This is a genomic window from Occultella gossypii, from assembly GCF_019947135.1.
Classification (GTDB): Bacteria; Actinomycetota; Actinomycetes; order Actinomycetales; family Beutenbergiaceae; genus Occultella; species Occultella gossypii.
The window spans coordinates 119,222-140,624 of record NZ_JAGSHT010000022.1; the positions used below are offsets into that span (position 1 = coordinate 119,222).

The 21,403-nt window shown below is 70.1% G+C and carries 20 protein-coding genes; 13 read left to right on the plus strand and 7 right to left on the minus strand.

The window, feature by feature from the left end:
• Positions 1-2 precede the first annotated feature (2 nt).
• The 3 genes from KCQ71_RS22550 to KCQ71_RS22560 are packed head-to-tail and all read left to right on the plus strand — an operon-like array spanning position 3 to position 2,864.
• On the plus strand, positions 3-881 hold the full coding sequence (locus KCQ71_RS22550; protein ID WP_223410632.1) for a carbohydrate ABC transporter permease: 879 nt from the start codon (positions 3-5) through the stop codon (positions 879-881).
• Between the two features lie 31 nt (positions 882-912).
• Complete coding sequence (locus KCQ71_RS22555; protein ID WP_223410634.1) at positions 913-1,734, plus strand: ThuA domain-containing protein; 822 nt, start codon at positions 913-915, stop codon at positions 1,732-1,734.
• A complete protein-coding gene (locus KCQ71_RS22560; RefSeq protein ID WP_223410636.1) occupies positions 1,731-2,864 on the plus strand; it encodes a Gfo/Idh/MocA family protein in 1,134 nt (377 codons plus the stop codon). Before KCQ71_RS22555 ends, KCQ71_RS22560 begins: the two co-directional genes overlap by 4 nt.
• A gap of 51 nt (positions 2,865-2,915) precedes the next feature.
• Here the strand turns inward: KCQ71_RS22560 and KCQ71_RS22565 are convergent, their stop codons facing one another.
• From KCQ71_RS22565 to KCQ71_RS22580, 4 genes are read right to left on the minus strand one after another with little or no spacing between them, the layout of a single operon-like run.
• Complete coding sequence (locus KCQ71_RS22565; RefSeq protein WP_223410638.1) at positions 2,916-3,281, minus strand: hypothetical protein; 366 nt, start codon at positions 3,279-3,281, stop codon at positions 2,916-2,918.
• Entirely contained in the window at positions 3,278-4,141 is an 864-nt protein-coding gene (locus KCQ71_RS22570) for a DODA-type extradiol aromatic ring-opening family dioxygenase (protein WP_223410640.1), read from the minus strand. Before KCQ71_RS22570 ends, KCQ71_RS22565 begins: the two co-directional genes overlap by 4 nt.
• A gap of 42 nt (positions 4,142-4,183) precedes the next feature.
• Positions 4,184-5,071: a citrate/2-methylcitrate synthase gene (locus KCQ71_RS22575; RefSeq protein ID WP_223410642.1), complete on the minus strand. Its 888-nt coding sequence runs from the start codon at positions 5,069-5,071 to the stop codon at positions 4,184-4,186.
• Positions 5,068-6,228, minus strand: coding sequence for a CaiB/BaiF CoA transferase family protein (locus tag KCQ71_RS22580; RefSeq protein ID WP_223410644.1), 1,161 nt, complete (start codon positions 6,226-6,228; stop codon positions 5,068-5,070). The genes KCQ71_RS22575 and KCQ71_RS22580 overlap by 4 nt, the downstream gene beginning before the upstream one ends.
• A gap of 200 nt (positions 6,229-6,428) precedes the next feature.
• Between KCQ71_RS22580 and KCQ71_RS22585 the strand changes: the two genes are divergently transcribed.
• A complete protein-coding gene (locus KCQ71_RS22585) occupies positions 6,429-7,226 on the plus strand; it encodes an IclR family transcriptional regulator domain-containing protein (RefSeq protein WP_223410646.1) in 798 nt (265 codons plus the stop codon).
• 34 nt (positions 7,227-7,260) lie between these two features.
• Here KCQ71_RS22585 and KCQ71_RS22590 read toward each other — a convergent pair whose 3' ends face one another.
• On the minus strand, positions 7,261-8,238 hold the full coding sequence (locus KCQ71_RS22590; RefSeq protein ID WP_223410648.1) for a quinone oxidoreductase family protein: 978 nt from the start codon (positions 8,236-8,238) through the stop codon (positions 7,261-7,263).
• A 112-nt stretch (positions 8,239-8,350) separates the two neighbouring features.
• On the opposite strand from KCQ71_RS22590, the gene KCQ71_RS22595 reads away from it, so the two are divergent.
• Positions 8,351-9,802, plus strand: coding sequence for an amidohydrolase family protein (locus KCQ71_RS22595; protein WP_223410657.1), 1,452 nt, complete (start codon positions 8,351-8,353; stop codon positions 9,800-9,802).
• Between the two features lie 118 nt (positions 9,803-9,920).
• Here KCQ71_RS22595 and KCQ71_RS22600 read toward each other — a convergent pair whose 3' ends face one another.
• Complete coding sequence (locus KCQ71_RS22600; protein WP_223410659.1) at positions 9,921-11,114, minus strand: cell envelope integrity TolA family protein; 1,194 nt, start codon at positions 11,112-11,114, stop codon at positions 9,921-9,923.
• A 553-nt stretch (positions 11,115-11,667) separates the two neighbouring features.
• Positions 11,668-12,354: a GntR family transcriptional regulator gene (locus KCQ71_RS22605; protein ID WP_223410661.1), complete on the minus strand. Its 687-nt coding sequence runs from the start codon at positions 12,352-12,354 to the stop codon at positions 11,668-11,670.
• Positions 12,355-12,695: 341 nt separating this feature from the next.
• Here KCQ71_RS22605 and KCQ71_RS22610 point away from each other — a divergent pair, with 341 nt between their 5' ends.
• From KCQ71_RS22610 to KCQ71_RS22645, 8 genes are all read left to right on the plus strand, one after another.
• Complete coding sequence (locus KCQ71_RS22610; RefSeq protein ID WP_223410663.1) at positions 12,696-14,423, plus strand: GH39 family glycosyl hydrolase; 1,728 nt, start codon at positions 12,696-12,698, stop codon at positions 14,421-14,423.
• Complete coding sequence (locus KCQ71_RS22615) at positions 14,420-15,277, plus strand: aldo/keto reductase (protein WP_223410664.1); 858 nt, start codon at positions 14,420-14,422, stop codon at positions 15,275-15,277. The genes KCQ71_RS22610 and KCQ71_RS22615 overlap by 4 nt, the downstream gene beginning before the upstream one ends.
• 146 nt (positions 15,278-15,423) lie before the next feature.
• Entirely contained in the window at positions 15,424-16,275 is an 852-nt protein-coding gene (locus KCQ71_RS22620; protein WP_223410666.1) for a carbohydrate ABC transporter permease, read from the plus strand.
• On the plus strand, positions 16,272-17,144 hold the full coding sequence (locus KCQ71_RS22625; protein ID WP_223410668.1) for a carbohydrate ABC transporter permease: 873 nt from the start codon (positions 16,272-16,274) through the stop codon (positions 17,142-17,144). Before KCQ71_RS22620 ends, KCQ71_RS22625 begins: the two co-directional genes overlap by 4 nt.
• Positions 17,145-17,194: 50 nt before the next feature.
• Positions 17,195-18,631, plus strand: coding sequence for an ABC transporter substrate-binding protein (locus tag KCQ71_RS22630; protein WP_223410670.1), 1,437 nt, complete (start codon positions 17,195-17,197; stop codon positions 18,629-18,631).
• Positions 18,632-18,683: 52 nt separating this feature from the next.
• Positions 18,684-19,451, plus strand: coding sequence for an SDR family NAD(P)-dependent oxidoreductase (locus tag KCQ71_RS22635; RefSeq protein WP_223410672.1), 768 nt, complete (start codon positions 18,684-18,686; stop codon positions 19,449-19,451).
• Positions 19,452-19,487: 36 nt separating this feature from the next.
• Positions 19,488-20,462 (plus strand): 3-hydroxyacyl-CoA dehydrogenase family protein, encoded by a 975-nt coding sequence (locus tag KCQ71_RS22640; protein WP_223410674.1) that lies wholly within the window; start codon positions 19,488-19,490, stop codon positions 20,460-20,462.
• Positions 20,459-21,403 (plus strand): sugar phosphate isomerase/epimerase family protein, encoded by a 945-nt coding sequence (locus KCQ71_RS22645; protein WP_223410676.1) that lies wholly within the window; start codon positions 20,459-20,461, stop codon positions 21,401-21,403. The genes KCQ71_RS22640 and KCQ71_RS22645 overlap by 4 nt, the downstream gene beginning before the upstream one ends.

A 21,403-nucleotide genomic window follows, 5' to 3' on the forward strand; every position in this document is an offset into this window, starting at 1 on the left:
TCATGAGTGCCGCAGTTCCGATCGCCCGACGAGCAGCCGGCGACGCAGCCGGTCGCGCGTCGAAGATCACCACCCCGCGCCGGCCGGGACACACGATCCTCGGCGTGATCATCATCGCCGTCATGCTGTTCCCGCTCTACTGGATGCTCAACGTCTCGCTGCAGCCGGCGGGCAACGCCTCGGCGACGCCGTGGCTGCCTCTCGACCTCTCCTTCGACGGGTACCGGACCGCACTGGCCGAGCAGGGCGGCAACCTGGTGACGAGCCTGATCGTCAGCCTCGGCGCCGTGGTGTTCAGCCTGCTCATCGCGGCGCCCGCGGCGTACGCCCTGGCGCACTTCCGGTTCGGCAAGTGGGTCGTCGTGTTCCTGTTCGCCGTGCTGACCACGCAGATGGTGCCGGGCATCGTCGTCGCGAACGCCCTGTACAGCGCGTACAGCGATCTCGGGTTGCTGAACACCTACGCCGGCCTGATCCTGGCCGACTCGGCGGCAGGCATCCCGTTCTCGATCATCCTGATGCGGGCCTTCATGATGAGCATCCCGGCCTCGATCGTCGAGGCGGCCTACGTCGACGGCGCAGGTCCGGTCCGCGCGTTCGTGTCCGTCGTGCTGCCGATCAGCCGCAACGCCCTCATCACCTCGGCGCTGTTCACCTTCCTGTTCGCGTGGGGCGACTTCCTGTTCGCGCTCACGCTGACGACGTCGGAGAGCATGCGTCCGATCACGCTCGGCCTGTACAGCTACATCGGCGGCTTCGTGAGCGACTGGTCGCCGATCATGGCGACCGCCGTGCTCTCCTCGCTACCGGCCATCGCCCTGCTGGTCCTCGCCCAGCGCTACGTCGCCGCCGGGGTCACCGGCGGCGCGGTCAAGTCCTGAGTTCCATCACCCACAACCTAGGAGTCCACACATGTCCGAACCGATCCGGGTCCTCGTCTGGGGCGAGAACCGTCACGAGCAGCTCGAGCCGGCCGTCGCGCAGCGCTATCCCGACGGGATGCACGGGGCGATCGCGCAGGGGATCGAGGCGAACCTCGGCAGCCGCGTCCGGGTGCGCACCACCACCCTGGACGAGCCCGAGCACGGCCTCACCGAGGAGGTGCTGGCCGACACCGACGTGCTGATCTGGTGGGGCCACGCCGCCCACGGCGAAGTTGCCGACGAGGTCGTCGAGCGGGCCCACCGGCACGTGCTGGAGGGCATGGGGCTGATCGTGCTGCACTCGGGGCACTGGTCGAAGCTGTTCGTGAAGCTGATGGGCACCACCTGCACGCTGCGGTGGCGCACCGAGCACGATCGCGAGCTCGTGTGGACGGTCGACGCGACGCACCCGATCGCTCAGGGCATCCCGCACCCGATGATCATCGAGGAGGACGAGATGTACGGGGAGCAGTTCGACATCCCCACCCCCGACGAGCTCATCTTCATCTCGTCCTTCAGCGGCGGCGAGGTGTTCCGGTCCGGCTGCACGTTCCGGCGCGGCCACGGCAGGATCTTCTACTTCCGTCCCGGCGACCAGGACTTCCCGACCTACTTCCACGAGGGCGTGCGCCGGGTCATCTCGAACGGCGTCGAGTGGGCGCACACGGTGCGGCCCGAGCGGAGCCTGCCGACCCTGCTGCGGTACGAGACGGAGGACTTCTACAACGGTCACGGCTACGGCGGTGCGCTGAGCGCAGAAGCCACCGCCGCGGCCGAGCAGCGGACCGCCGAACCCGCGGGCGCCGAGTGAGCCCGGCAGCGACCCCGGCGGAGCCGCTGCGGCTCGTCCAGGTCGGCGCCGGCAGCATGGGCCGCGCCTGGCTGAACGTGATCGCGGCCAACCCGGACACCGAGCTCGTCGGCCTGGTCGACCTGGACCTCGACGGGGCGACGGCGGCACTCGCCGCCGCCCCGGCTGGGCCCGCCGCAGGCGACGTCGTGGTGGGCACGGACCTGGTGGCGGTCGCCCGCGAGACCGGTGCGACCGCCGTCGTCGATGTGGCCGTCCCGACGGCGCACCACGCGATCACGACGGCCGCCCTGTTCGCCGGGCTCGACGTGCTCGGCGAGAAGCCGGTCACCGAGACCGTCGCCGAGGCACTCTCGGTCGTGGCGGCGACCCAGGTGACCGGGCGGCGAGTCGTCGTCAGCCAGTCCCGGCGCTACCTCCGGGAGGCGTTCCAGCTGCGCGAGGCCGCCCGCGTGCTCGGGACCGCGGGGACCCTGGCCGTCGACTTCTACAAGGCTCCGCACTTCGGCGGCTTCCGGGAGCGGATGCCGCAGCCGCTGATCGTCGACATGGCGATCCACCAGTTCGACCTCGCCAGGTTCCTGCTCGACGCCGACCCGGTCGCGGTCTACGCCGAGTCGTTCAACCCGCCATGGAGCTGGTTCGACGGCGACGCCTCCGCGATCGCCACGTTCGAGATGAGTGACGGCGCGCGGTTCTCCTACGGCGGGTCCTGGTGCGCGCCCGGGCTGGAGACGTCCTGGAACGGGGACTGGCGGCTCTCGGCCTCCCGCGGCAGCGCCACCTGGGACGGCGACCGCATGCCGGTGGTGGAAGGCCCGGCCACGGTCGACCTCACCGACGTGGCCGATCCCGGCCGGGAGCTCGTCGGGTCCCTGGCCGCGTTCGTCGCCGGGATGCGCGGTGCCCCGGTGATGTGCGAGGTCGCGGACAACGTGCTCAGCCTCGCGATGGTCGAGGCCGCGGTGGCGTCGGCGGCCAGTCGGCAGCGAGTCGCGATCGACGACGTCCTCGAGCGGGCCTACGCCGACGCGCTCGCGGCCGAGCAACGCGACGACGTGCGCGCCGCGCTGTTGTCGTGGCCATCGGTGCGCGAAGGACTCGGGAGGACGAACCGAGGTCAGGCATAGGCCTCCGGGTCGTACCCGAAGTAATAGTCCGGGAACCTTCCGCGCGCCCGGTCAGAGACCCACCGAGGGGTACTCCTTGCCGAGCCAGTGGCTCAGCTTCCGGCCGAACTCGCGCTGGAAGGACAACGGGCCCTGCTCACGGGTGTACTCCTCGTCGTACAGCGCGATGAACAGCGTCAGGTTGAGGAAGAAGTGCGCCCCATGTTCGAACAGCCAGACGTAGTCGTGCGCCGCCAGCGCGGCCCGCTCGGCATCCGTGAAGGACAGTACGGTGGTCTCCTCGGCGTCATTGAGCCAGCGCCCCACCTCCTGCTCCCACGCCTCGATGGTGCCGGCCGGGTCGTCCTTGTACCGCTGCACCCACTTCGGGTCCCGGTCGATCGTGTAGAGGAACTTGTCCACGTAGTAGGTGCTCATGCCGGGGCTCCGTTCGGGTACCAGGTCATGTACATCTCGCGCGTGTGGAACAGGTCGAGCTCGTCGACGTAGTCCGCCTGGACGCCGTCACCGGCGATGCCCATCATCAGCAGCAGGTCCATGAACCCGTGCGTGGCATTGCCCGCACCCGCCATCGACTCGTGCGTCACGTTCTCCAGGATCGCGTCGATGTTCCCGGTAGCCAGCCACTCGATCGCGTTCCGGTCGAACTCAGGGTCCGGGCCGTGCTCACCGAACTGGCGCGGTCCGCCGAGCTCCAGCGACAGGTGCCCGGTGCCGATCGCCGCCACCCGCAGGTCCGAGGGGTAGGCGTCGATGACCTCCCGGATCGCACGGCCGACCTGCCAGAACCGCTTCGGCGACGGCAGCGGCGGCGCGAAGATGTTCGTGTAGATCGGCACCACCGGCAGGTCCGCCTCGGGCCGCACCGTGATGATCGGGCAGATGATCGAGTGGTCCAGCTTCAGCTCGTGCGAGAACGAGAAGTCGAAGTCCCGGTCCAGCAGCCCCTCGTGCAGGTACCGGGAGAGCTCGACGTCGCCGTCGAGGACGTACTTGGGCAGCCCGAACTCACGCTCCTCGTTGTAGAACGTCGCGTCGTAGCGCTCCGCCCGGCCGATCAGGAACTGCGGGTAGTTGTCGAGGAAGAACTGGTGGAAATGGTCGGCGCCGACCATCACCAGCACGTCCGGCCGGGCCGCGGTGAGGGTCTCCCGGTAGGCCTCCACCTTGCGCCGCCACTCGGCGGCGAACGGCGGGCGCTCCTCGAGAGGCGACGTGGTCGCCTTGTAGTAGAAGGGGTGGTGCGTGCTGGCCAGCACGGCGGTGAGCTGGGCCACTTCGGGCTCCTTCGTGGGGGTCGACGGCGGGTGTTGGGCCGGTCAGGGAACGTCCGGCTCGGGCGGGGGTACGTAGACGGCGTTGCGGTCGACCGCCGCGTAGATGGCCGGGGCGATCGGGTTGCGGCGCTCCTCGGTGATCTGGCCGAGCAGGCCGGCGGTGCGGGCGAGGAGCGCGAACCCGCGGAGCATCTCCACGGGCAGGCCGAGGTCGGCCAGCGCGGCCCCGCACACCCCGGCACCGTTGAGGGGCAGCGCCCGCCCGAGGACCGGCTCACTCATCCGGCCGAGCGCCTCGAACAGGCGCAGGTGCGGACCGCGCAGCCCTTCCTCCTCGGCGATCGCGATCAGCCTGGGCGTGCGGGGGTCGCCCTCCTTGTGCACCGGGTGCCCGAGTCCCGGGACCTTCGCACCCGCGGCCCGCTGCGCCCGGAGGGCGGCTGCGGCGAGTTCGTCCCAGCCGGAATCGGTGTCCGGCAGCGGCGCGGCCGCGTCGCCCGGGTTCGACCCGGTGTCGCCCGCGCTCGACCCCGCGTCGGACTGCGCGTCCTCGACCGGGCCACCCGCGCGGTGCGTCGCGAGGATCTGCGCCAGGAAGACCCCGGTGTCCTCGGTGACGCCGAGGTACCGGGAGCCGCCGCCGAGGATCCCGGCGGCCACGGCCCCCTGCAGCGCGCCGGGCGCGCTCAGGTCGGTCAGCCGGGCGGCGATCGCAGTGGGGGTGAAGCCGTGGTCGGTGAGCGCGACCAGGACCGACTCGAACACCCGGACCTCCCCGGCGCTCGGTCGGCGCATCGCCACCAGCCAGAACGCGAGCTCGCCGAAGCCGACCGAGCCCATCAGGTCCTCGGCGAGGTCCTGACCGAGCAGACGGATCTCGGTGGCGCTCGAGGTGCCGAGCGACGTGGGGTAGCGGGGCTCGTCGGTCACTGGTGCTCCTCGGCCAACCATGCCCGGACCTCGTCCGTGTGCTCCCCGAGCCCCGGAGGGGCGAGGTCGTAGCGCGGGGAGGTCCCGGAGTAGGTGAGCGGATGACGGACCCCGGGGACGCCGTCGGGCCCGACGGCCACCTCGGGCTCCAGCCCGAGCCGGCGCGCGTACTCGACCCCCTGTGCGATGGTGTTGATCGGCCCGCACGCCACCCCGACGGCGTTCAGAGTCTCGAACCAGACCTCCGCCGGCTGGGTGCGGAGCCGCTCGACGAGCAGTGGGCGCAGCTCCTCGCGGCGCTCGGTGCGGCCGGCGTTCTCGGCGAACCGCGGGTCGGCGGCGACCTCGGGGATGCCGAGCACCTCGCACAGCCGCCGGAACTGGGTGTCGTTGCCGGCCGTGATGATCAGGTCGTCGTCCGCGGTGGGCAGCGGCTCGTAGGGGAACAGGCTCGGGTGCGCGTTGCCCATCCGCGTCGGGGTGACGCCGCCGCCGACGTAGGCCATCGTCTGGTTCACCAGCCCACTCATCGCGGACGCCATCAGGCTGGCCTCGATGTGCTGACCCTGCCCGGTGTGCTCGCGGTGCCGCACGGCGGCGAGGATGCCGATGGTCGAGTGCAGCCCGGCCATGACGTCGAAGACGCTGATCCCGGCCCGGTACGGCGGGCCGTCGGCGTCCCCGGTCAGGCTCATCAGCCCGGACATCGCCTGCACGATCAGGTCGTAGCCCGGCAGCGCGGCGCCCTCGCCGGACCCGAACCCGCTGATCGAGGAGTAGATGATCCGGGGGTTGGCCGCGCTGACGGAGTCGTAGTCGAGCCCGAACTTCGCCAGGCCACCGGGTTTGAAGTTCTCCACGAGCACGTCCGCGCGGCGCGCGAGCTCCTGTGCCGCGGCGAGGTCCGTCTCGTCCTTGAAGTCCAGCACGATCGAGCGCTTGTTCCGGTTGATCGAGGCGTAGTAGGTGGATACGCCGTCCGGCCGCACCGGGGGGACCCAGGTGCGGGTGTCGTCGCCGCCGGGGGACTCGACCTTGATCACGTCGGCGCCCAGGTCCGCCAGCAGCATCGTCGCGTACGGGCCGGCGAGCACCCGGGACAGATCTGCGACGAGCAGCCCGTCCAGGGGGCGGGCCGGTGGGCTCTGGGCTGTCATGGGTTCCTTCCGGGCGGGTCGACGGCGATGTGACCGCATAGCGGACAGGTGTCCGTTGCCCTAGCGTCGCCCGCGTCCGGCCCGGTGTCAAGGTCCGCGGAACCGGCCGGGCGCGCTGTCGGTCCGGGTCCGGGTGGTGCACACTGGCGCACACGCGCCGCCGCCCGGCGGTGCCGCTCGACCCGTTCTGGAAGGACGTCATGACGCAGCCGGCCCGTGGCCCCGACTTCATCGAGGCGCTCGCGCGCGGGCTCGACGTGCTCCGCGCCTTCGGGCCCGAGCATCCTGCGATGACGCTCAGCGAGGTCGCGAAGGCCGCCGACCTGGCCCGCCCCACGGCCCGCCGGATCCTGCTCACCCTCGCCGAGCTCGGCTACGTCCGCACCGACGACGGATCCTACGCCCTCACCCCGCGGGTCATCGAGCTGGGCATGGCCTATGTCGGTGCGCTCGGTCTGTGGGACGTGGCGCGCCCGCACCAGGAGGCCCTGGTGCGGCACACGCACGAGTCCTCCTCGATGTCCCAGCTGGACGGGTCGGACATCGTCTACGTCACCCGGGTCGCGGTGCCGAAGCTCATCGCGCTGCGGGTCGACGTCGGCACCCGGTTCCCGGCCATGGTCACCTCCCAGGGCAAGGTGCTGCTGGCCGACCTGCCCGACGGCGAGGTCACCAGGGTCTTGAAGGTTCCGTCCCGGTCCGGCCTGCCCGTGCGGGAGTTCACCCGGACCGCCGTGCGTGAGACGCTCGCGCTGGTCCGGGAGCAGGGGTACGCCGTCGCGGACGAGGAGCTCGCCCCCGGGGTGCGCTCGGTGGCGGTGCCCGTGCGGGACGCCTCCGGGCGGGTCGCCGCGGCGATGAACGTCACCGTGCACGCCGCCGAGACGTCGCTGGCGGTGCTGCTGGCGGAGCACCTGCCTCCGCTGCGCGTGGCGGCAGCCGCGGTCGAGGAGGACTGGGCCCGCTGGGCCTCCCGCCCCGTGACGACGATCCGCTGAGTGGCCGCGGGCCGCCACGAGTCGGGTTCCCTCGTCAGAGTGCCAGCACGATCCGCCCCTCGCGGCGGCCCTGCGCCTGGCGTGTCCAGGCGTCGGTGACGTCGGCGAGCGGCACCAGTTCGTGCGCGACGGTGATCGAGCCGGCCGCCGCATGCTCGAGCACCTGCGCGAGGATCTCCCGTTGCCGCGCCGGGGCCAGGGCGTTGTTGGTGTACCCGAGGATCTGTGCGGACCGGCTCCGCAGCGTGGCCGAGTCGTAGACCGACGTCGGGCCGGCCGAGCTACCGAGGTTCACCAGCCGGCCGCCCTCGCCGAGGATCGCGGCCGCGGCGGTGCCCGGAGCCCCGCAGAGCGGGTCGACCACCAGGTCCACTGGTCCGCCGCCGGCCTCGAGCAGGCGCCGCGCCAGCTCGGCGGGTTGCTCGCCGTCGCGCAGCTCGACCACGGCGTCGGCGCCCGCCGACCCGCAGCGGCCCCGCGCGCCCGCCGAACGCGCGGCCGCGACCACTCGGCCGGCCCCGAGGAGGCGGGCCGCCTGGATCGCGACTTGGCCGACCACGCCACCGCCGCCGAGGACGAGCACCGTCTCGCCCGAGCGCAGCCCGCCGCGGTCCGTCAGGACCGCCCAGGCCGCCACCGCGGACAGGCCGAGCGCCGCCACGAGAGCGTCACCGGCGCCGTCGGGCAGGGGCAGCAGGCCGTCCTCGGCGGCCACGCTCAACCGCGCCATCGACCCGTCGCCGGGCGCCATACCCGCCGAGGTGGGGAACCAGACCCGGGTGCCGGGCGGCAGGGTCGAGGAGGTGACCACCTCGCCGACGCCCTGGACCCCGGGCACGTACGGGGTGGCCGGGGCGCCGAAGTAGGAGGTGCCGCTCGCGCAGAGCAGGTCCAGCGGCGCGATCGCCGCGGCGCGCACCCGGATCAGGGCCTCGCCGTCGCCGGGGACGGGTTCGGGGTGGTCCAGCAGGCTCGGTGGTGCTCCGGCCTCGGTGATGACTGCGGCGTCCATGGCGTCCTCGAAGGGGGTTGACTTGGGTGCGGTGTGACCTATTGTGACTCCATCGGACAAGTGTCCGCCAGGCGGATGGTTGTCCGCGAACCTGCGACGACGGAGGTTGGAAATGAGCCAGCAAGGCGAGGAGACGTTCGGCGCGGACCGCCCGGTCGTGTTCCGGAACGCCCTCGTGGTCACGATGGACGACGCGCACACCGTGCTCGACGGCGCCGACCTGCTCATGGTCGGGGAGCGGATCGAAGCGATCGGGCCGGCGCTGGAGGTGCCCGAGGGGGCGGTCGAGATCGACGCGTCCGGCGGCATCCTGATGCCCGGCATGATCGACACGCACCGGCACCTGTGGCAGACGGCGATGCGCGGCTACGGCGCCGACTGGACGCTGACCCAGTACTTCGTGTGGAACTACCTCTCCTACGGCAAGCACTTCCGCCCGCAGGACATCTATGCCGGCAACCTGCTCGGTGCGATCGAGGCGATCGACGCCGGCGTGACCACCACGGTGGACTGGTCCCATGGGCTGCAGAGCCTCGAGCACGGCGAGGCCGCCCTCGAGGCGCTGCAGCAGGTGGGCGGCCGCGCGGTGCTCGCCTACGGCAACATCCACGCCGGTCCCTGGGAGTGGACCGCGGCCCCGGAGTTCCGGGCGTTCGCCGAGCGGCTTCCGCGCAGCGACATGCTCGGGTTCCAGCTCGCCTTCGACGTCACCGGCGACCCCGCGTACCCGGAGGGTGCCGCGTTCGACGTGGCACGCGATCTGGACGTGGCGGTGACCACGCACGCCGGCGTCTGGGGTGCCACGAACGACGACGGGATCCGGCTCATGCACGAGCATGGACACATGCGCCCGGGCAACGTGTATGTGCACGCGGCGACCCTCAGCTCGGACTCCTACCAGCGCATCGCCGCGACCGGCGGATATGCGTCGGTGTCCTCGGAGAGCGAGTCCTCGTGCGGCCAGGGCTATCCCTCGAGCTGGGCCCTGCGCGCCCACGGGGTGCCGATCTCGCTGTCGATGGACACCAGCGTGTGGTGGAGCGGTGACCTCTTCTCCGCGATGCGCGCGACCCTGGCCACCGACCGCACCCGCGAGCACTTCGAGGCCCACGCGAGCGGCGACACCGTCACCAACATCTCGCTGCGGGCGCAGGACGTCGTCGACTGGGCCACCCGCGGCGGCGCGCGTGCCCTCGGACTGGACTCCGCCGTCGGGAGCCTGGAACCGGGCAAGAAGGCGGACGTCGTGCTGATCAAGAACGACGACTCACCCGTCATGTTCCCGGTGCTGCACCCCTACGGGCACATCGCGCTCCAGGCCCAGCGCGGCGACGTGCACACCGTGGTCGTGAACGGCCGCGTGCTCAAGCACGAGCACCGTCTGCTCGGCGGCGACCTCGCGAAGGCGCGCACCGCCGTCGAGCAGACGGTCGAGCACCTGCGCACCACCCTCGGGGAGCAGGAGTGGCGCCAGGGGATGAGCCCGGAGATCCCCGAGTCGAAGGTGCTCGACAACCCCTACATGTACACCGACTACGCGGACGACTCGACGCACCGCGCCTGAGGTGTGCGCAAGCCGCTGCGTCACTGACCCGTGCGGTGGGTCAGTGACGCAGCTACCCGGGACCGTTCATTGACGGGCCACTGAGGCAGGCTCGCAAGCTTGGCCCGGATTCTGACGGTCACTTGCCGATGTCCGGAAGCGTGGCGTCCTTCGAGGCGTCGACCGTCGCGGTCACGAGAGGGGTCAGGGATGTCTCCAACGCATTGTTGATCACGTGGTTGATCTGCTTCATCCGGTCCGCCGCCTTCTTCAGGTGCAGGTACTCGACCGCGCTGGGCTGCTTGCTCGAACGGAAGTGCACATGCACCACCCAGGAGCACCATTCGTAGCGGCCCGGAGACCGGCTGTCGGTTCCATAGACCCGCACCGAGTACTCCCGCGAGAACGGCCCGTGCGTGGAGCCCTTCTTCTCCTTCTGTTCGAACGTGGTCCGGTAGGTGCTGCTGTGCACCAGCTCGATCTGGTTCTGCGCCACTGCTCGATAGAGCACGGTCAAGTTCTCGCCCGACGGAATCGGGGTCGTGCGTAGCCCGTTGAGCTCGGTGGACGTCAGCCTGGCCGCAAAGCGTGCCGCGGCCTGCTGCTCCTCCCGGGACCTGATCCGCTGCTTGGCCGTCGCGATCAGTGCCTGCGCGGCCTTCGCGATGGCGGCGCGCCCGTCGGTGAGTAGCCCGGCGCGCACTGCTTGGGCGAGAGCAGCGTCCTCCAGTCGTTTGGACTTCCTGTTCCGCGGCTGCGCTCTCTGCTCGAGCGCCTTCTTCTCGGCGAACGGTCGGTCGGCCGCGGCGGCCACCGCACCCAGCGCATCCGCCTGTTCCGTGGCCAGAAGTTCCTTCCAACACGTCGGCCCGACCGCCACCGCCAGTTCCTGGGCGAGCACGTCCGCCACCGCCTTGAGGAACGCGGCCCACTCGCTCTCGGCCAACTGTTGCGCTTGGGCTTCGCGGAGTCGTTGCTCCTCGGCTAGCCGTTTTGCCTCGGCTTCTTCGCGGAGTCTTTGCTCTTCGGCCAGCCGTTTCGCCTCGGCTTCTTCGCGGAGTCTTTGCTCTTCGGCCAGCCGTTTTGCCTTGGCCTCCTCGCGTAGCCGCTGCTCCTCGGCTCGCAGTTTTGCTTCGGCCGCCAACCGCTGCTGCTCGAGCACGGCGAGCTGCTCGCGTTCCTCCTGCTCCTGGCGCGCACGCTCGGCCGCGAGGAGCTCTTGCTCGCGAGCCCGTTGCCGAGCATCGACCTCGCCGCTCGGCGGAGTTGGCACCTGGCCGCCGCGGCCGCCTCGCTGCCTCTGCCGGTTCAGGGCGGGCTGGAGGAAGTCCATCAGCGTCAAGGTAGGCAGTGTGACCGGCCCGACGTCGTCACCCACGGAACCTTCGACGACGCGCGGGCTCGTTCCCGCGCTCCACGCTCCGGGTCCTCCGGGTGCTCGCTGCATGCTGGCCGTCGCGATGCCCGATGCGCTCAAGCGAGCATCCATCAGCCGCGCCACTGCGGCGTTCCCGGCGCTCCGCTGCAAGGCGTGCACCTGCTCGACGGGAGAACGAGGTCGGACAGCGGTATGAGCGGTAGGCCGCCTGACTGGTGTGACCCGATCGGTCAACCACGCGGCGTCGGGGGGTTGTCGTTGGCCGGGGACTCTCGGCGGAATCTCACGCATGGCGCCTCCATCGGCAGGCGGCCAGCCTAGCGGCAACGCCCCTGGATGCGAAGGGTCCACCGTGGACCGAAGGGCGGATGTGCTTGCGTCGGGCAGGAGTTCGCAAGCCTGCACGGTCGACTACGCGGACGACTCGACGCACCGCGCCTGAGGTGTGCGCAAGCCGCTGCGTCACTGACCCGTGCGGTGGGTCAGTGACGCAGCTACTCCGAGCCGGTCACTCGGGTCGGTCCGACTCGGTCGGCAGCTCGAGCTGACGTAGGCGCGTGTAGGCGCCGCTGAGGTGGTCCTCGGCGGCGGCCCGGGCGAGGAGCGGGTCCCCCTGCGCGAGCGCCATCCGGAGCTCGTAGTGCTCGGGGTAGCCCACGGTCGGGAAGTCGGGGAAGTTCACGTTCCTGGTGTGCAGGAAGAAGAACACCTGGCTGCGGATGGAGACCCACGCGCGGCTCAGTCGCTGATGGTCCGCCGCGTCGTACAACACGTCATGGAACGCGAGGTCGAGTCGGACCGCCTCCTGCGGCGCGACGGACCCGGAGGTCTCCTTCATCGCATCCAGCACCCGGTCCAGTTCCGCGAAGTGGGCCGGCGTCATCCGCGTTGACGCGCGCTCGGCGGCGAGGGACTCGATGGCGGCGCGGAAGGTGTGCACCTCCTCGACGTCCACCTGGGTGAGCACGCTCACGAACGCGCCCCGATGGCGCCGGATCTCGACCTGTCCCTCGGACTCGAGGAAGGCCAGGGCCTCGCGCACCGGACCCCGGCTCACGTCCAGGCTGGCGGCGAGCTCCATCTCGCGCAGGTGCTGACCGGGCGCGAGCACGCCGGTGGCGATCTGCTCGCGGAGCACCGCCAACACGTACTCGGCCATGGACGTCCGAGGTGGCGAGTTCCCGGTGTCGATCACGGCATGCCTCCCACGGGACTGGTGGCCGGTCCCGTGGCTGCCCGAGCCGGTCCCGGCAGCGGGGTGCCATAGCCCCGACTGCCGGCGTGCTCCGCCCGAAGAGGCCCGACGGGCCCGCCGCTGTTGCGCATGTTTCCCCTCAATCTCCGCCGCTACGTTGCGCTGCTGTCTACGAACGGTAGCGCCTGCAACGCCTCGGTGTTGAGCAGTCTAGCGGGTTGGAGATCATTGACAATCGTGATTGAAGATCATTGACAATCTCAGAACGGGCGGTCTAGCCTCGCCGAAGGTCGCCAGGGACGGTGGCCGCGATGACCCCCCGAGAGAGGCAGAGTCCGGACGTGAGCTTCACCGCCGAAGTCAACCCAGGTGTGGGACTGGACAAGAGTTCCTTCCCGCACGCCGCGCCCAGCGACCCGAATGCGCCGCACGTCCGTGCGGCCGAGGTGAGCATCGATGCCGCCGTGGACCGCGGCGCGCTCGCCCGGATCTGGGAGAGCATCGGGTACGACGAGATCAACTGGACCTACACCCCCACGGGGCGCTCCCTGCTCGGCCGCTTCGGTGAGCTGAGCGACAAGGGCTTCCACGTGCGTCCGCACTACGTGTTCTGCTCGGGCACCGGCTTCGGGATCCCGCACTGGGGCACCGGCAACGTGTTCCACCTCGACGCCGACGGGAACGCGTTCTACGACTTCACCATCGCCGATCAGGTCTACGACGCGATCGTCGAGTCCGGCAACCACGTGCTCGTCGAGCTCGCCTTCACGCCTCGCGACCTGGTGCCCGATCACGCCGCCGAGCTCGAGGTGGTGCCCAGTCCCACCGTCTACAGCAATTACGAGGCCGGCGCGTGGGGCTACCCGCCCAAGGACTACGCCGCCTGGGGCGACCTGATCGCCGCGCACGCCCAGCACTGCCTGGACCGCTACGGCGCCGACGAGGTCGACACCTGGCTCTGGGAGCTGTGGAACGAGCCGGACATCTTCTACTGGCGGGGCACCCCCGAGGAGTTCTACGAGCTCTATTCGGTGACGGCGGCCGCGGTCCGGCGCGTGCTGCCCACGGCGAAGGTCGGCGGCCCAGCCGTGACCGGCTCCGGCGCCGAGTTCCTGCGCGGCTTCCTGGCCCACACCAGCGCCCGCAAGGACCCGCTCGACTTCGTCTCCTTCCACACCAAGGGCTCGGCGTTCCGCCCGTGGCGCGTCTACGGCCCCACCGGCGGCCCGGCACCGGAGCAGCAGAGCCCGAGCGCACACAAGATGCTCTTCGAGATCCGCACGCTCTCCCGCGTGATCGAGGAGTTCCCCGAGTACCACGGCCTGCCCGCCATCGTCGACGAGTGCGACGCCGGGGTGCCGGCCCACTACAGCGTCTACGACAACGCGAACTTCCGGTTCCAGAACACCGAGTACTACCCGGTCTTCCAGGTCAAGCTCATGAAGAAGATCCTCGACCTGAACGCCTCCGAGACCGTGCAGGTCGAGCAGGCGACCTCGTGGAGTTTCTACTTCGAGGGCGAGCGCTACTTCGAGGGCACCCGCGCGTTCCTGACCGCGGGCGGCGTGGAGAAGCCGTTCCTGAACGCCTACCGGGCACTGGCTCGGCTCGGCGAGCGCCGCATCGAGGCCGGGTCGGACGCGGCGCACCCGGTCACGGCCCTGGACGACTGCGGTGGCGCCAGCATGCCGGAGGAGGTCGACGTGCTCGCCTCCCGGGGCGCCGATGGCACCGTGGCGGCACTCGTCTGGCGGCACACGGACGACCAGTACCACGCGGACGGGACCGAGGCCGCTGTGAACGTGAACATCACGGGCTTGGACGGCTCCTCCTACACGCTGTGGCACTACCGGATCGACGCCACGCACTCCAACGCGCACACGATCTGGGAGGGGCTCGGCTCGCCGCAGCTGCCCACGGAGGACCAGCTCGCCGCGATCAAGGCACGCCAGGGACTTGAGGAGTTCGAAGCGGCGCTCGACGTGACGCCCGTCGATGGTGCCGCTCAGGTGGCCCTCAGCCTGCCGCTGCCGTCGGTGTCGTTGCTGGTGTGGGAGCCGAAGGCATGACGACGGCGGCGCCCACCTCGCTCGATCGGCACACCATGCTGCCGGGCGCCGTGGGGATCCCCCAGGTGGGCCTCGGCGTCTTCCAGGTGCCGACGGCGCAGGCGCAGCGGGTGGTCGAGGAGGCCCTCGAGGTCGGGTACCGCCACGTGGACACCGCGGCCGCGTACGTGAACGAGGAGGGGGTCGGCGCCGCGCTGGGGTCCGCCGGGCTGGCGCGCGAGGAGGTGTTCGTCACTTCGAAGCTCCGGAACGGGGACCAGGGCTATGAGAGTGCCCTGCGTGCCTACGACGACACCCTCGCCCGGCTCGGTCTGGAGACCCTCGACCTGTACCTGATCCACTGGCCGAACCCGGCCGCCGGGCTGTGGCCGGAGAGCTGGCGAGCGCTCGAACGGATCCTGGACGAGGGGCGGGTCCGCGCGATCGGCGTCTCGAACTTCATGGTCGAGCACCTGCGTGAGCTCCTCGACCGGGCCGAGCACGTGCCGGCCGTGAACCAGATCGAGGTCCATCCCACCTTCGCCCAGGCGGAGCTCGCCGACTTCTGCGCCGAGCACGCGATCACGGTGCAGGCATACTCCCCGCTCGGGCAGGGCGCCGATCTGTCCGCTCCCACGGTCACCGCGATCGCTGACCGGCACGGTGTCACCCCCGCCCAGGTGGTGCTCCGCTGGCACCTGGATCAGGGCCGGGTGGTGATCCCGAAGACCACCTCCCGAGCGCGGATGGTCTCCAACGCCGACCTCGACGGTTTCGACCTCACCGAAGACGACATGGCGGGCCTGGACGCCCTGGAGACGGGCGTGCGGATCGGCAACGACCCGCGCACCTTCGCACTCAGCCAGATCCGCTGACCCGACCGACACCCGATGGAGCGTGTTCGATGGCGACACAAGTGATACCGGTGCGAGCAATTCGCACCGCGGCGCCCGCAGCGCCACCATCGCCGGCCCGGCGCCGGCGAGAGCGGAAACGCAACCTCTGGATCTACGCCTTCCTGTTGCCGACGTTCATCCTCTACGGGATGTACACGCTGTATCCGATCGTGGCCAGCTACTGGTACTCGCTGGTGGAGTGGAACGGGTTCTCCGCGGACCAGCGATTCGTGGGTCTGGACAACTACGAAGCCGTGCTCGCGGACCCACTGTTCTGGTCCTCGGTACGGGTCACGCTCCTGTTCATGCTGATCGTGGCACCGCTACGGGTGTTCGGCGCGTTCGCGCTGGCGATCCTGCTGAACTCGCCACGGTTGCCGTTCAGCTCGTTCTTCCGGACCGCCTACTTCCTACCAGTGGTGACCACCACGGCGATCGTCGGCGTGGTGATGCGGTTCATCCTCGACCCGGCAAGCGGCCCGGTGGCGTCGGTGCTGCAACTGTTCGGGCTAGGCCCCGTAGATCTGCTCGGCTCGTCCTCGACGGCACTGCTGACCGCCGGCGTGATCTACGTGTGGAAATTCTTCGGCATCACGATGATCTACTGGCTGGCCGCCCTCCAGACGATCCCCAAGGATCTGTACGAGGCCGCGCGTATCGACGGCGCCGGCGCGCTCAAGCTGTTCCGGCACATCACGCTGCCGCTGCTGATCCCGTTCTTGCTGATCATCTCCGTGCTGACGATCGAGGACTGCTTCCACGCCTTCGACCTGATGCAGTCGATGACGGCCGGCGGCCCATTCTTCAGTACCGAGATCATCGAGATCTACATCTACCGATGGGCATTCGCGGCCACGATCCCGCAACTCGGGTTCGCCTCTGCCGCAGCGGTCCTGTTCGGCATCATCGTGCTGGTCGTGGTGATCGCCCAGGTGTGGGCAACGATGGTCTCCCGGCGGCTGCGGGCGCGAGCATGAGCGCCGCGACCACCTCGACCGGCTCGCGGACCTGGAGCCGGCTGCGGAGCCGGATGCCCTGGTGGGTCCTGGTCCTACTGCTCACGGTGCTGGCGTTCATCTGGGTCTTCCCGTTTATCTGGATGGTCTCGGCCTCGCTCAAGACCTCCGCCGAGATCTTCGGCGGTGGACTGAACCTCATCCCCGAGACCCTGCAGTGGGAGAACTATGTCCGTGCCTGGCAGGACGGGAACTTCCGGGTCTACCTGCTGAACACGGTGATCGTCACGGTCGCGACCGTCGCGATCGTGGTCGCCAGGTGCGCCCTGGCCGGCTATGTGCTCGGCCGTTACCGGTTCCCCGGCTCGCGTCTGGTGATCGGCATCCTGGTCGCCACCCTGTTCGTACCCACCGGCTACACGATCATCCCGATCGTCAAGATCTCCCTCGAACTGGGACTGCTGGACCAGCTCGGCGGAATGATCCTTGCCCTGGCCGGCGGCGCGAACGTGGCCGCGATCCTCATCTACGCGGGGTACTTCCGGGGCATGCCGGCCGAGCTGGAGGAGGCTGCCATCGTTGACGGCGCGGGCTTCCTGCGCACCTTCGCGCAGATCATGCTGCCGCTGTCGATGCCGGTCACCGCCACAGTCGGCATCCTCACCTTCCTGTTCACCTGGAACGCCTTCTTCCTGCCCCTGGTCTTCTCGTTCAGCAACCCTGCTCTGCGCACCGTGAGCGTGGGCATGCAGGCGTTCGTGGGCGAGAACTCCACCGACTGGCCCGGCATGGCTGCCGCAGGCGTGATCTCGCTGCTGCCGATCGTCGTGCTCTTCGCCTTCATGCAGCGCTACTTCATCGAAGGCATCGCGGGCGCCGTCAAGTCCTGATCGGCCCGTCCTCCCAGACCCTCAAACCCATCTCAACGAGGAGAATCCCCATGTCCCGAACAGCACTCAGCCGCCGCCATTTCATGGGCGGAGTCGGACTCACCGGCATGGCCGGCCTGCTTGCCGCGTGCGGTGGTGAGAGCCCGCCGCCCGGACCAGGAGGTGGCGGTGGCGACGCCGGTGCCCTGCGCTGGTGGGATCACCTGGGCGGCCTGCAGGACCTGCACGACGAGTGGGCCGTGACCCAGGGCGAGGCGCTCGGGGTCACCATCGAGCACACCTACAACGAGCCGGGCAAGGCCACCGAGGCCCTGCAGCTGGCCAACCAGAGCAACCAGCTCCCGGACGTGTACTCACCGGTGATCGGGCTGCCGCTGCCGGCGCTGGTGGAAGCGGGCTGGGTCCAGGCGATGACCATCTCCGACGACGTCATCGCCCGACTGCCGGAGGGCACCTTCGTCGAAGGGCTGTCCATGCTCGACGGCGTGATCTACGGACTCCCGGCGTTCACGGACAAGCAATACATCGCCTGCACCTGGTACAACGCCGAGATCGCCGAGGAGGTCGGCTTCGAGCCACCGAAGAGCTACGACGACTTCCTCACCGCTCTGCGGGCGATCGCGGAGCATGGCGAGTATGCGCCGATGACCATCGCTCTCGGCGCCACCGGCCGGATGCGTGAGCAGATCGACGACCTGGCGCAGGCCGGCGGATTTCCTGGTTACATGGGGCTGCGGTTCGACACCGGCGCCTATGAATACCACCACGACGCCTACGTAAACGCCATCGAGCTGTACAAGGAGATCTCGGAGAACGGCTGGTTGCTGCCGGGCACGAACGGATTCCAGATCCCCGACGCGCGCGGGCGGTGGGCGGCAGGCGGCATCGGCTTCCACATCGACGGCCCCTACTCGCCCGGTGCCGTACGGTCGCTGAACGCTGACATGTTGCCCAACATGGCCGTGGCCGGGATGCTCACGCCGGACGGCGAGGACATCGTTGCGACGAAGGGTGCGCGCGGGGGCGACTGGGTGATCGGCGGCACCAGCGAGCTCGCCGAGATCGCGAGCCAGTTCGTGGAGACGTTCACCCAGGACGACTACCAGACGGCACTGGCCACCGGGATGGATCAGCCCCCGTTGAACCTCGACGTGGTCGCGGACGCCGACGTCATCGAGCCGTACGCGTGGCTGGTCGAGGACTTCCGGGCGCGGGTGTTCCGGGCCCCTCAGCCGCAGGTGCGCAACGTCGACGTCACGCAGGTACAGGCCCGGCAGGCCCCGGTTGCCCCGGAACTCGGCAACGTGATCCAGGGCTACCTCGGTGGCGAACTCACCGACCTGCGCGCCGAACTGACCAAGCTGAGCGACGCGTATTCGGCCGCGCTTGATGAGGCCATTTCCGGTGCGACCGGCGAGGGCGCGAACGTCAGCCGGGCCGACTGGGAGTTCCCGGATTGGCAACGAGGCGTGGACTACACGTACTGACCAGCATCCACGCACAGTCCACCGACAACAACTGAGGACAGGGATCACAACTATGGGCGTCTTTCCCACCGAACGCACCGCGGTCATCACCGGGGCCGGATCCGCCCGAGGTATCGGGCGAGCCGCCGCGCACCGGCTCGCCGCCGAGGGCTGGAGTCTGGGGCTCGTCGACATCGACGGCCCAGCCGTCGAGTCGCTCGCGACCGAGTTGACACAAGCGCACGGGGTCGCGGCGGTGGGGCACCGGGTCGACGTGAGCGACCCGGACGACGTACGCACCGCCGTCGGGAAGCTCGAGGCGGAGCTACCGCCACTGCTGGCGCTCGCGAACGTGGCCGGGGTCAGTTCCCCGGTCCCGTACCTGGAGCTGCCGGACGAGGAATGGACCCGCGTGATGCGGGTCAACCTCGACGGCGTCCACTACGTCAGCAAACGCGTCGCCGAGTCGATGGCGGCCCGTGGCGTCGGCCGCATCGTGTCGATCTCGTCCGTCTCCGCGCAGCGAGGCGGGGGTACCTACTCCAAGACCCCGTACTCGGTGGCGAAGGCCGGTGTGATCGGGCTGACCCGGGCGCTCGCCCGGGAGCTCGGGCCGTACGGGATCACGGTGAACGCGATCTGCCCGGGCCCGATCGACACCGACATCATGGGCGGCACCCTCACCGAGGAGCGCAAGCGGGAACTGGTCGCGGACCTCCTGGTCGACCGGGTCGGCACCACCGCGGACATCGCCGCCGCGATCAGTTTCCTGCTCGGCCCGGACGCGGGCTACATCACCGGCCAGACGTTGAACGTCGACGGCGGCCTCTACATGCACTGACGGCGTGCGCCGTCAGTGCACCAGGGAAGGAACACCTTGCACTCCATCACCACCGTGGCGGTCATCGGGTCCGGGTACATGGGCGGCGGGATCGCCCAGACGCTCGCGGCCGCGGGTCTCACCGTGCGGATCGCGGACGCCACCGCCGACCTCGCCCGGACCGCGCATGCGCGGATCCTGGCCGAGGCCGCCGAGCTCGAAACCTCGGGCCTGATGCCCGCCGGCCACGCCGACCGGGTACGCCTCAACCTGAGCTGGAGCGAGTCGCTCCCGGTGGCGGTCGACGGCGCCGACTTCATCGAGGAGGCAGTGCCGGAGGATCCGGACACCAAGCGCCGGGTCCTCGCCGAGATCAGCGCCGCGGCCGCTCCCGCGGCGCTGATCGGGACGAACACCTCGACGATCCCGCTCGCACGGCTCGCCGACGCGGTCAGCAACCCGAGCCGGTTCCTGGTGGTCCACTTCAGCAACCCCGCGCACCTCGTCCCCGGGGTGGAACTGGTGGCGGGGGCACAGACCGCGGACTCGGCCGTGGCCGCGATCCGGACCATGCTCACCAGGATCGGCCGACCGAGTGCGGTCGTCGAGGACGCGCCCGGTTTCGTCCTGAACCGCGTGCAGTACGCGATGGTGAAGGAAGCCCTGCTGATCGTGCAGGAGGGGCACGCGACGCCCGAGGACGTGGACACCATTTTGCGCTCCACGCTCGGGTTCCGGGCCGCGTTCTTCGGCCCGCTCGCGATGCTGGACATGGCCGGCCTGGACGTCTACGCCGACTCCTTCCGACTGCTCGCCGACGCGCTCGGAGACAGGTTCGCCCCGCCGGAGATCCTCACGGAGGCGGCGGACGCGGGCCGGCACGGCATGAAGAACGGCGCCGGCCTGTGGCGCGACTACACCGAGGCGGACACCGGCGCCATCCAGGCCTGGCGGGCCGAGGCCTACTCGCGGATGAGCGCCCTGCTCGCCGACCTTCCCCCGGCCCCCACCCTGACGAGGAGAACGGCATGACGGCACCGTTCACGGCCGACACCTGGCCGATCGGCGTCGGCCTCCCCCAACTCGTCGGCACCCTGACCGACGGCCGTGACGTCACGACGACCGGGCCGCAGGCGTGGCGGCCGACCTTCCACGAGGTCGCCGCGGCCGGCTTCACCGAGATCGACCTGTTCACCACGTTCATCCGGATCTCCGACCTGGACGCCGACGCTCGCAGCAGCCTGCAACGCCTGCTCGCCGAGTACGGCCTGCGCATCAGCGCGATCCCGCTCGCGCGCCGCAGCATCCTCGATCCGGACCCCGACCGGGCCACCGCCAACCTGGAGTTCGCGCTCGAGACCGTCCGGGCTGCCGGCGAGCTCGGCGTGGGCACCGTGTGCGTCGGGCTGCACCAGCCACTCACCGCCGAACAGCAGCAGGCGGAGTGGTTCTGGCTCGCGCCGGGCGAGGAGAACCCGGAGGACCCCGCGGTCTGGGCGGCCGCCGTCGAGGGCTTCCGCAGAATAGGCGAGGAGGCGGCGCGCGCCCAGGTCCAGGTCTCCCTGGAGATGTACGAGGGCACCTACCTGGGTACGTCGGAGAGCTCGGTGCGACTGGTCACCGACATCGGCCTACCCAACGTGGGCCTGTGCCCGGATATCGGGAACATCGTCCGGCTGCACCGGCCCGTGGAGGACTGGCGGGTGATGCTCGAACGGATGCTGCCGCACGCCAATTACTGGCAGTTGAAGAACTACCTGCGCGACCACGACCCGGCCACCGGTGCCTACTTCTCGGCGCCGGCGCCACTGGAGACCGGCTACATCGACTACCGGACCGCCGTCGGCATGGCCCTGGCGGCCGGCTTCTCCGGCCCGCTGTGCGTCGAGCACTACGGGGGCGACGGGCTGAGCGTCGCCGCCACCAACCGTGACTACCTGCGCCGCATCCTCGCGGCCAAGATCGCGAGCTGA

What these genes read in the sequence shown, in the direction of transcription:
- KCQ71_RS22550 (WP_223410632.1), top strand. Translation starts at nt 3, where the DNA reads ATGAGTGCCGCAGTTCCGATCGCCCGACGAGCAGCCGGCGACGCAGCC.
- KCQ71_RS22555 (WP_223410634.1), top strand. Translation starts at nt 913, where the DNA reads ATGTCCGAACCGATCCGGGTCCTCGTCTGGGGCGAGAACCGTCACGAG.
- KCQ71_RS22565 (WP_223410638.1), bottom strand. Translation starts at nt 3,281, where the DNA reads ATGAGCACCTACTACGTGGACAAGTTCCTCTACACGATCGACCGGGAC.
- KCQ71_RS22580 (WP_223410644.1), bottom strand. Translation starts at nt 6,228, where the DNA reads ATGACAGCCCAGAGCCCACCGGCCCGCCCCCTGGACGGGCTGCTCGTC.
- KCQ71_RS22585 (WP_223410646.1), top strand. Translation starts at nt 6,429, where the DNA reads ATGACGCAGCCGGCCCGTGGCCCCGACTTCATCGAGGCGCTCGCGCGC.
- KCQ71_RS22590 (WP_223410648.1), bottom strand. Translation starts at nt 8,238, where the DNA reads ATGGACGCCGCAGTCATCACCGAGGCCGGAGCACCACCGAGCCTGCTG.
- KCQ71_RS22595 (WP_223410657.1), top strand. Translation starts at nt 8,351, where the DNA reads ATGAGCCAGCAAGGCGAGGAGACGTTCGGCGCGGACCGCCCGGTCGTG.
- KCQ71_RS22600 (WP_223410659.1), bottom strand. Translation starts at nt 11,114, where the DNA reads ATGGACTTCCTCCAGCCCGCCCTGAACCGGCAGAGGCAGCGAGGCGGC.
- KCQ71_RS22615 (WP_223410664.1), top strand. Translation starts at nt 14,420, where the DNA reads ATGACGACGGCGGCGCCCACCTCGCTCGATCGGCACACCATGCTGCCG.
- KCQ71_RS22625 (WP_223410668.1), top strand. Translation starts at nt 16,272, where the DNA reads ATGAGCGCCGCGACCACCTCGACCGGCTCGCGGACCTGGAGCCGGCTG.
- KCQ71_RS22630 (WP_223410670.1), top strand. Translation starts at nt 17,195, where the DNA reads ATGTCCCGAACAGCACTCAGCCGCCGCCATTTCATGGGCGGAGTCGGA.
- KCQ71_RS22635 (WP_223410672.1), top strand. Translation starts at nt 18,684, where the DNA reads ATGGGCGTCTTTCCCACCGAACGCACCGCGGTCATCACCGGGGCCGGA.
- KCQ71_RS22645 (WP_223410676.1), top strand. Translation starts at nt 20,459, where the DNA reads ATGACGGCACCGTTCACGGCCGACACCTGGCCGATCGGCGTCGGCCTC.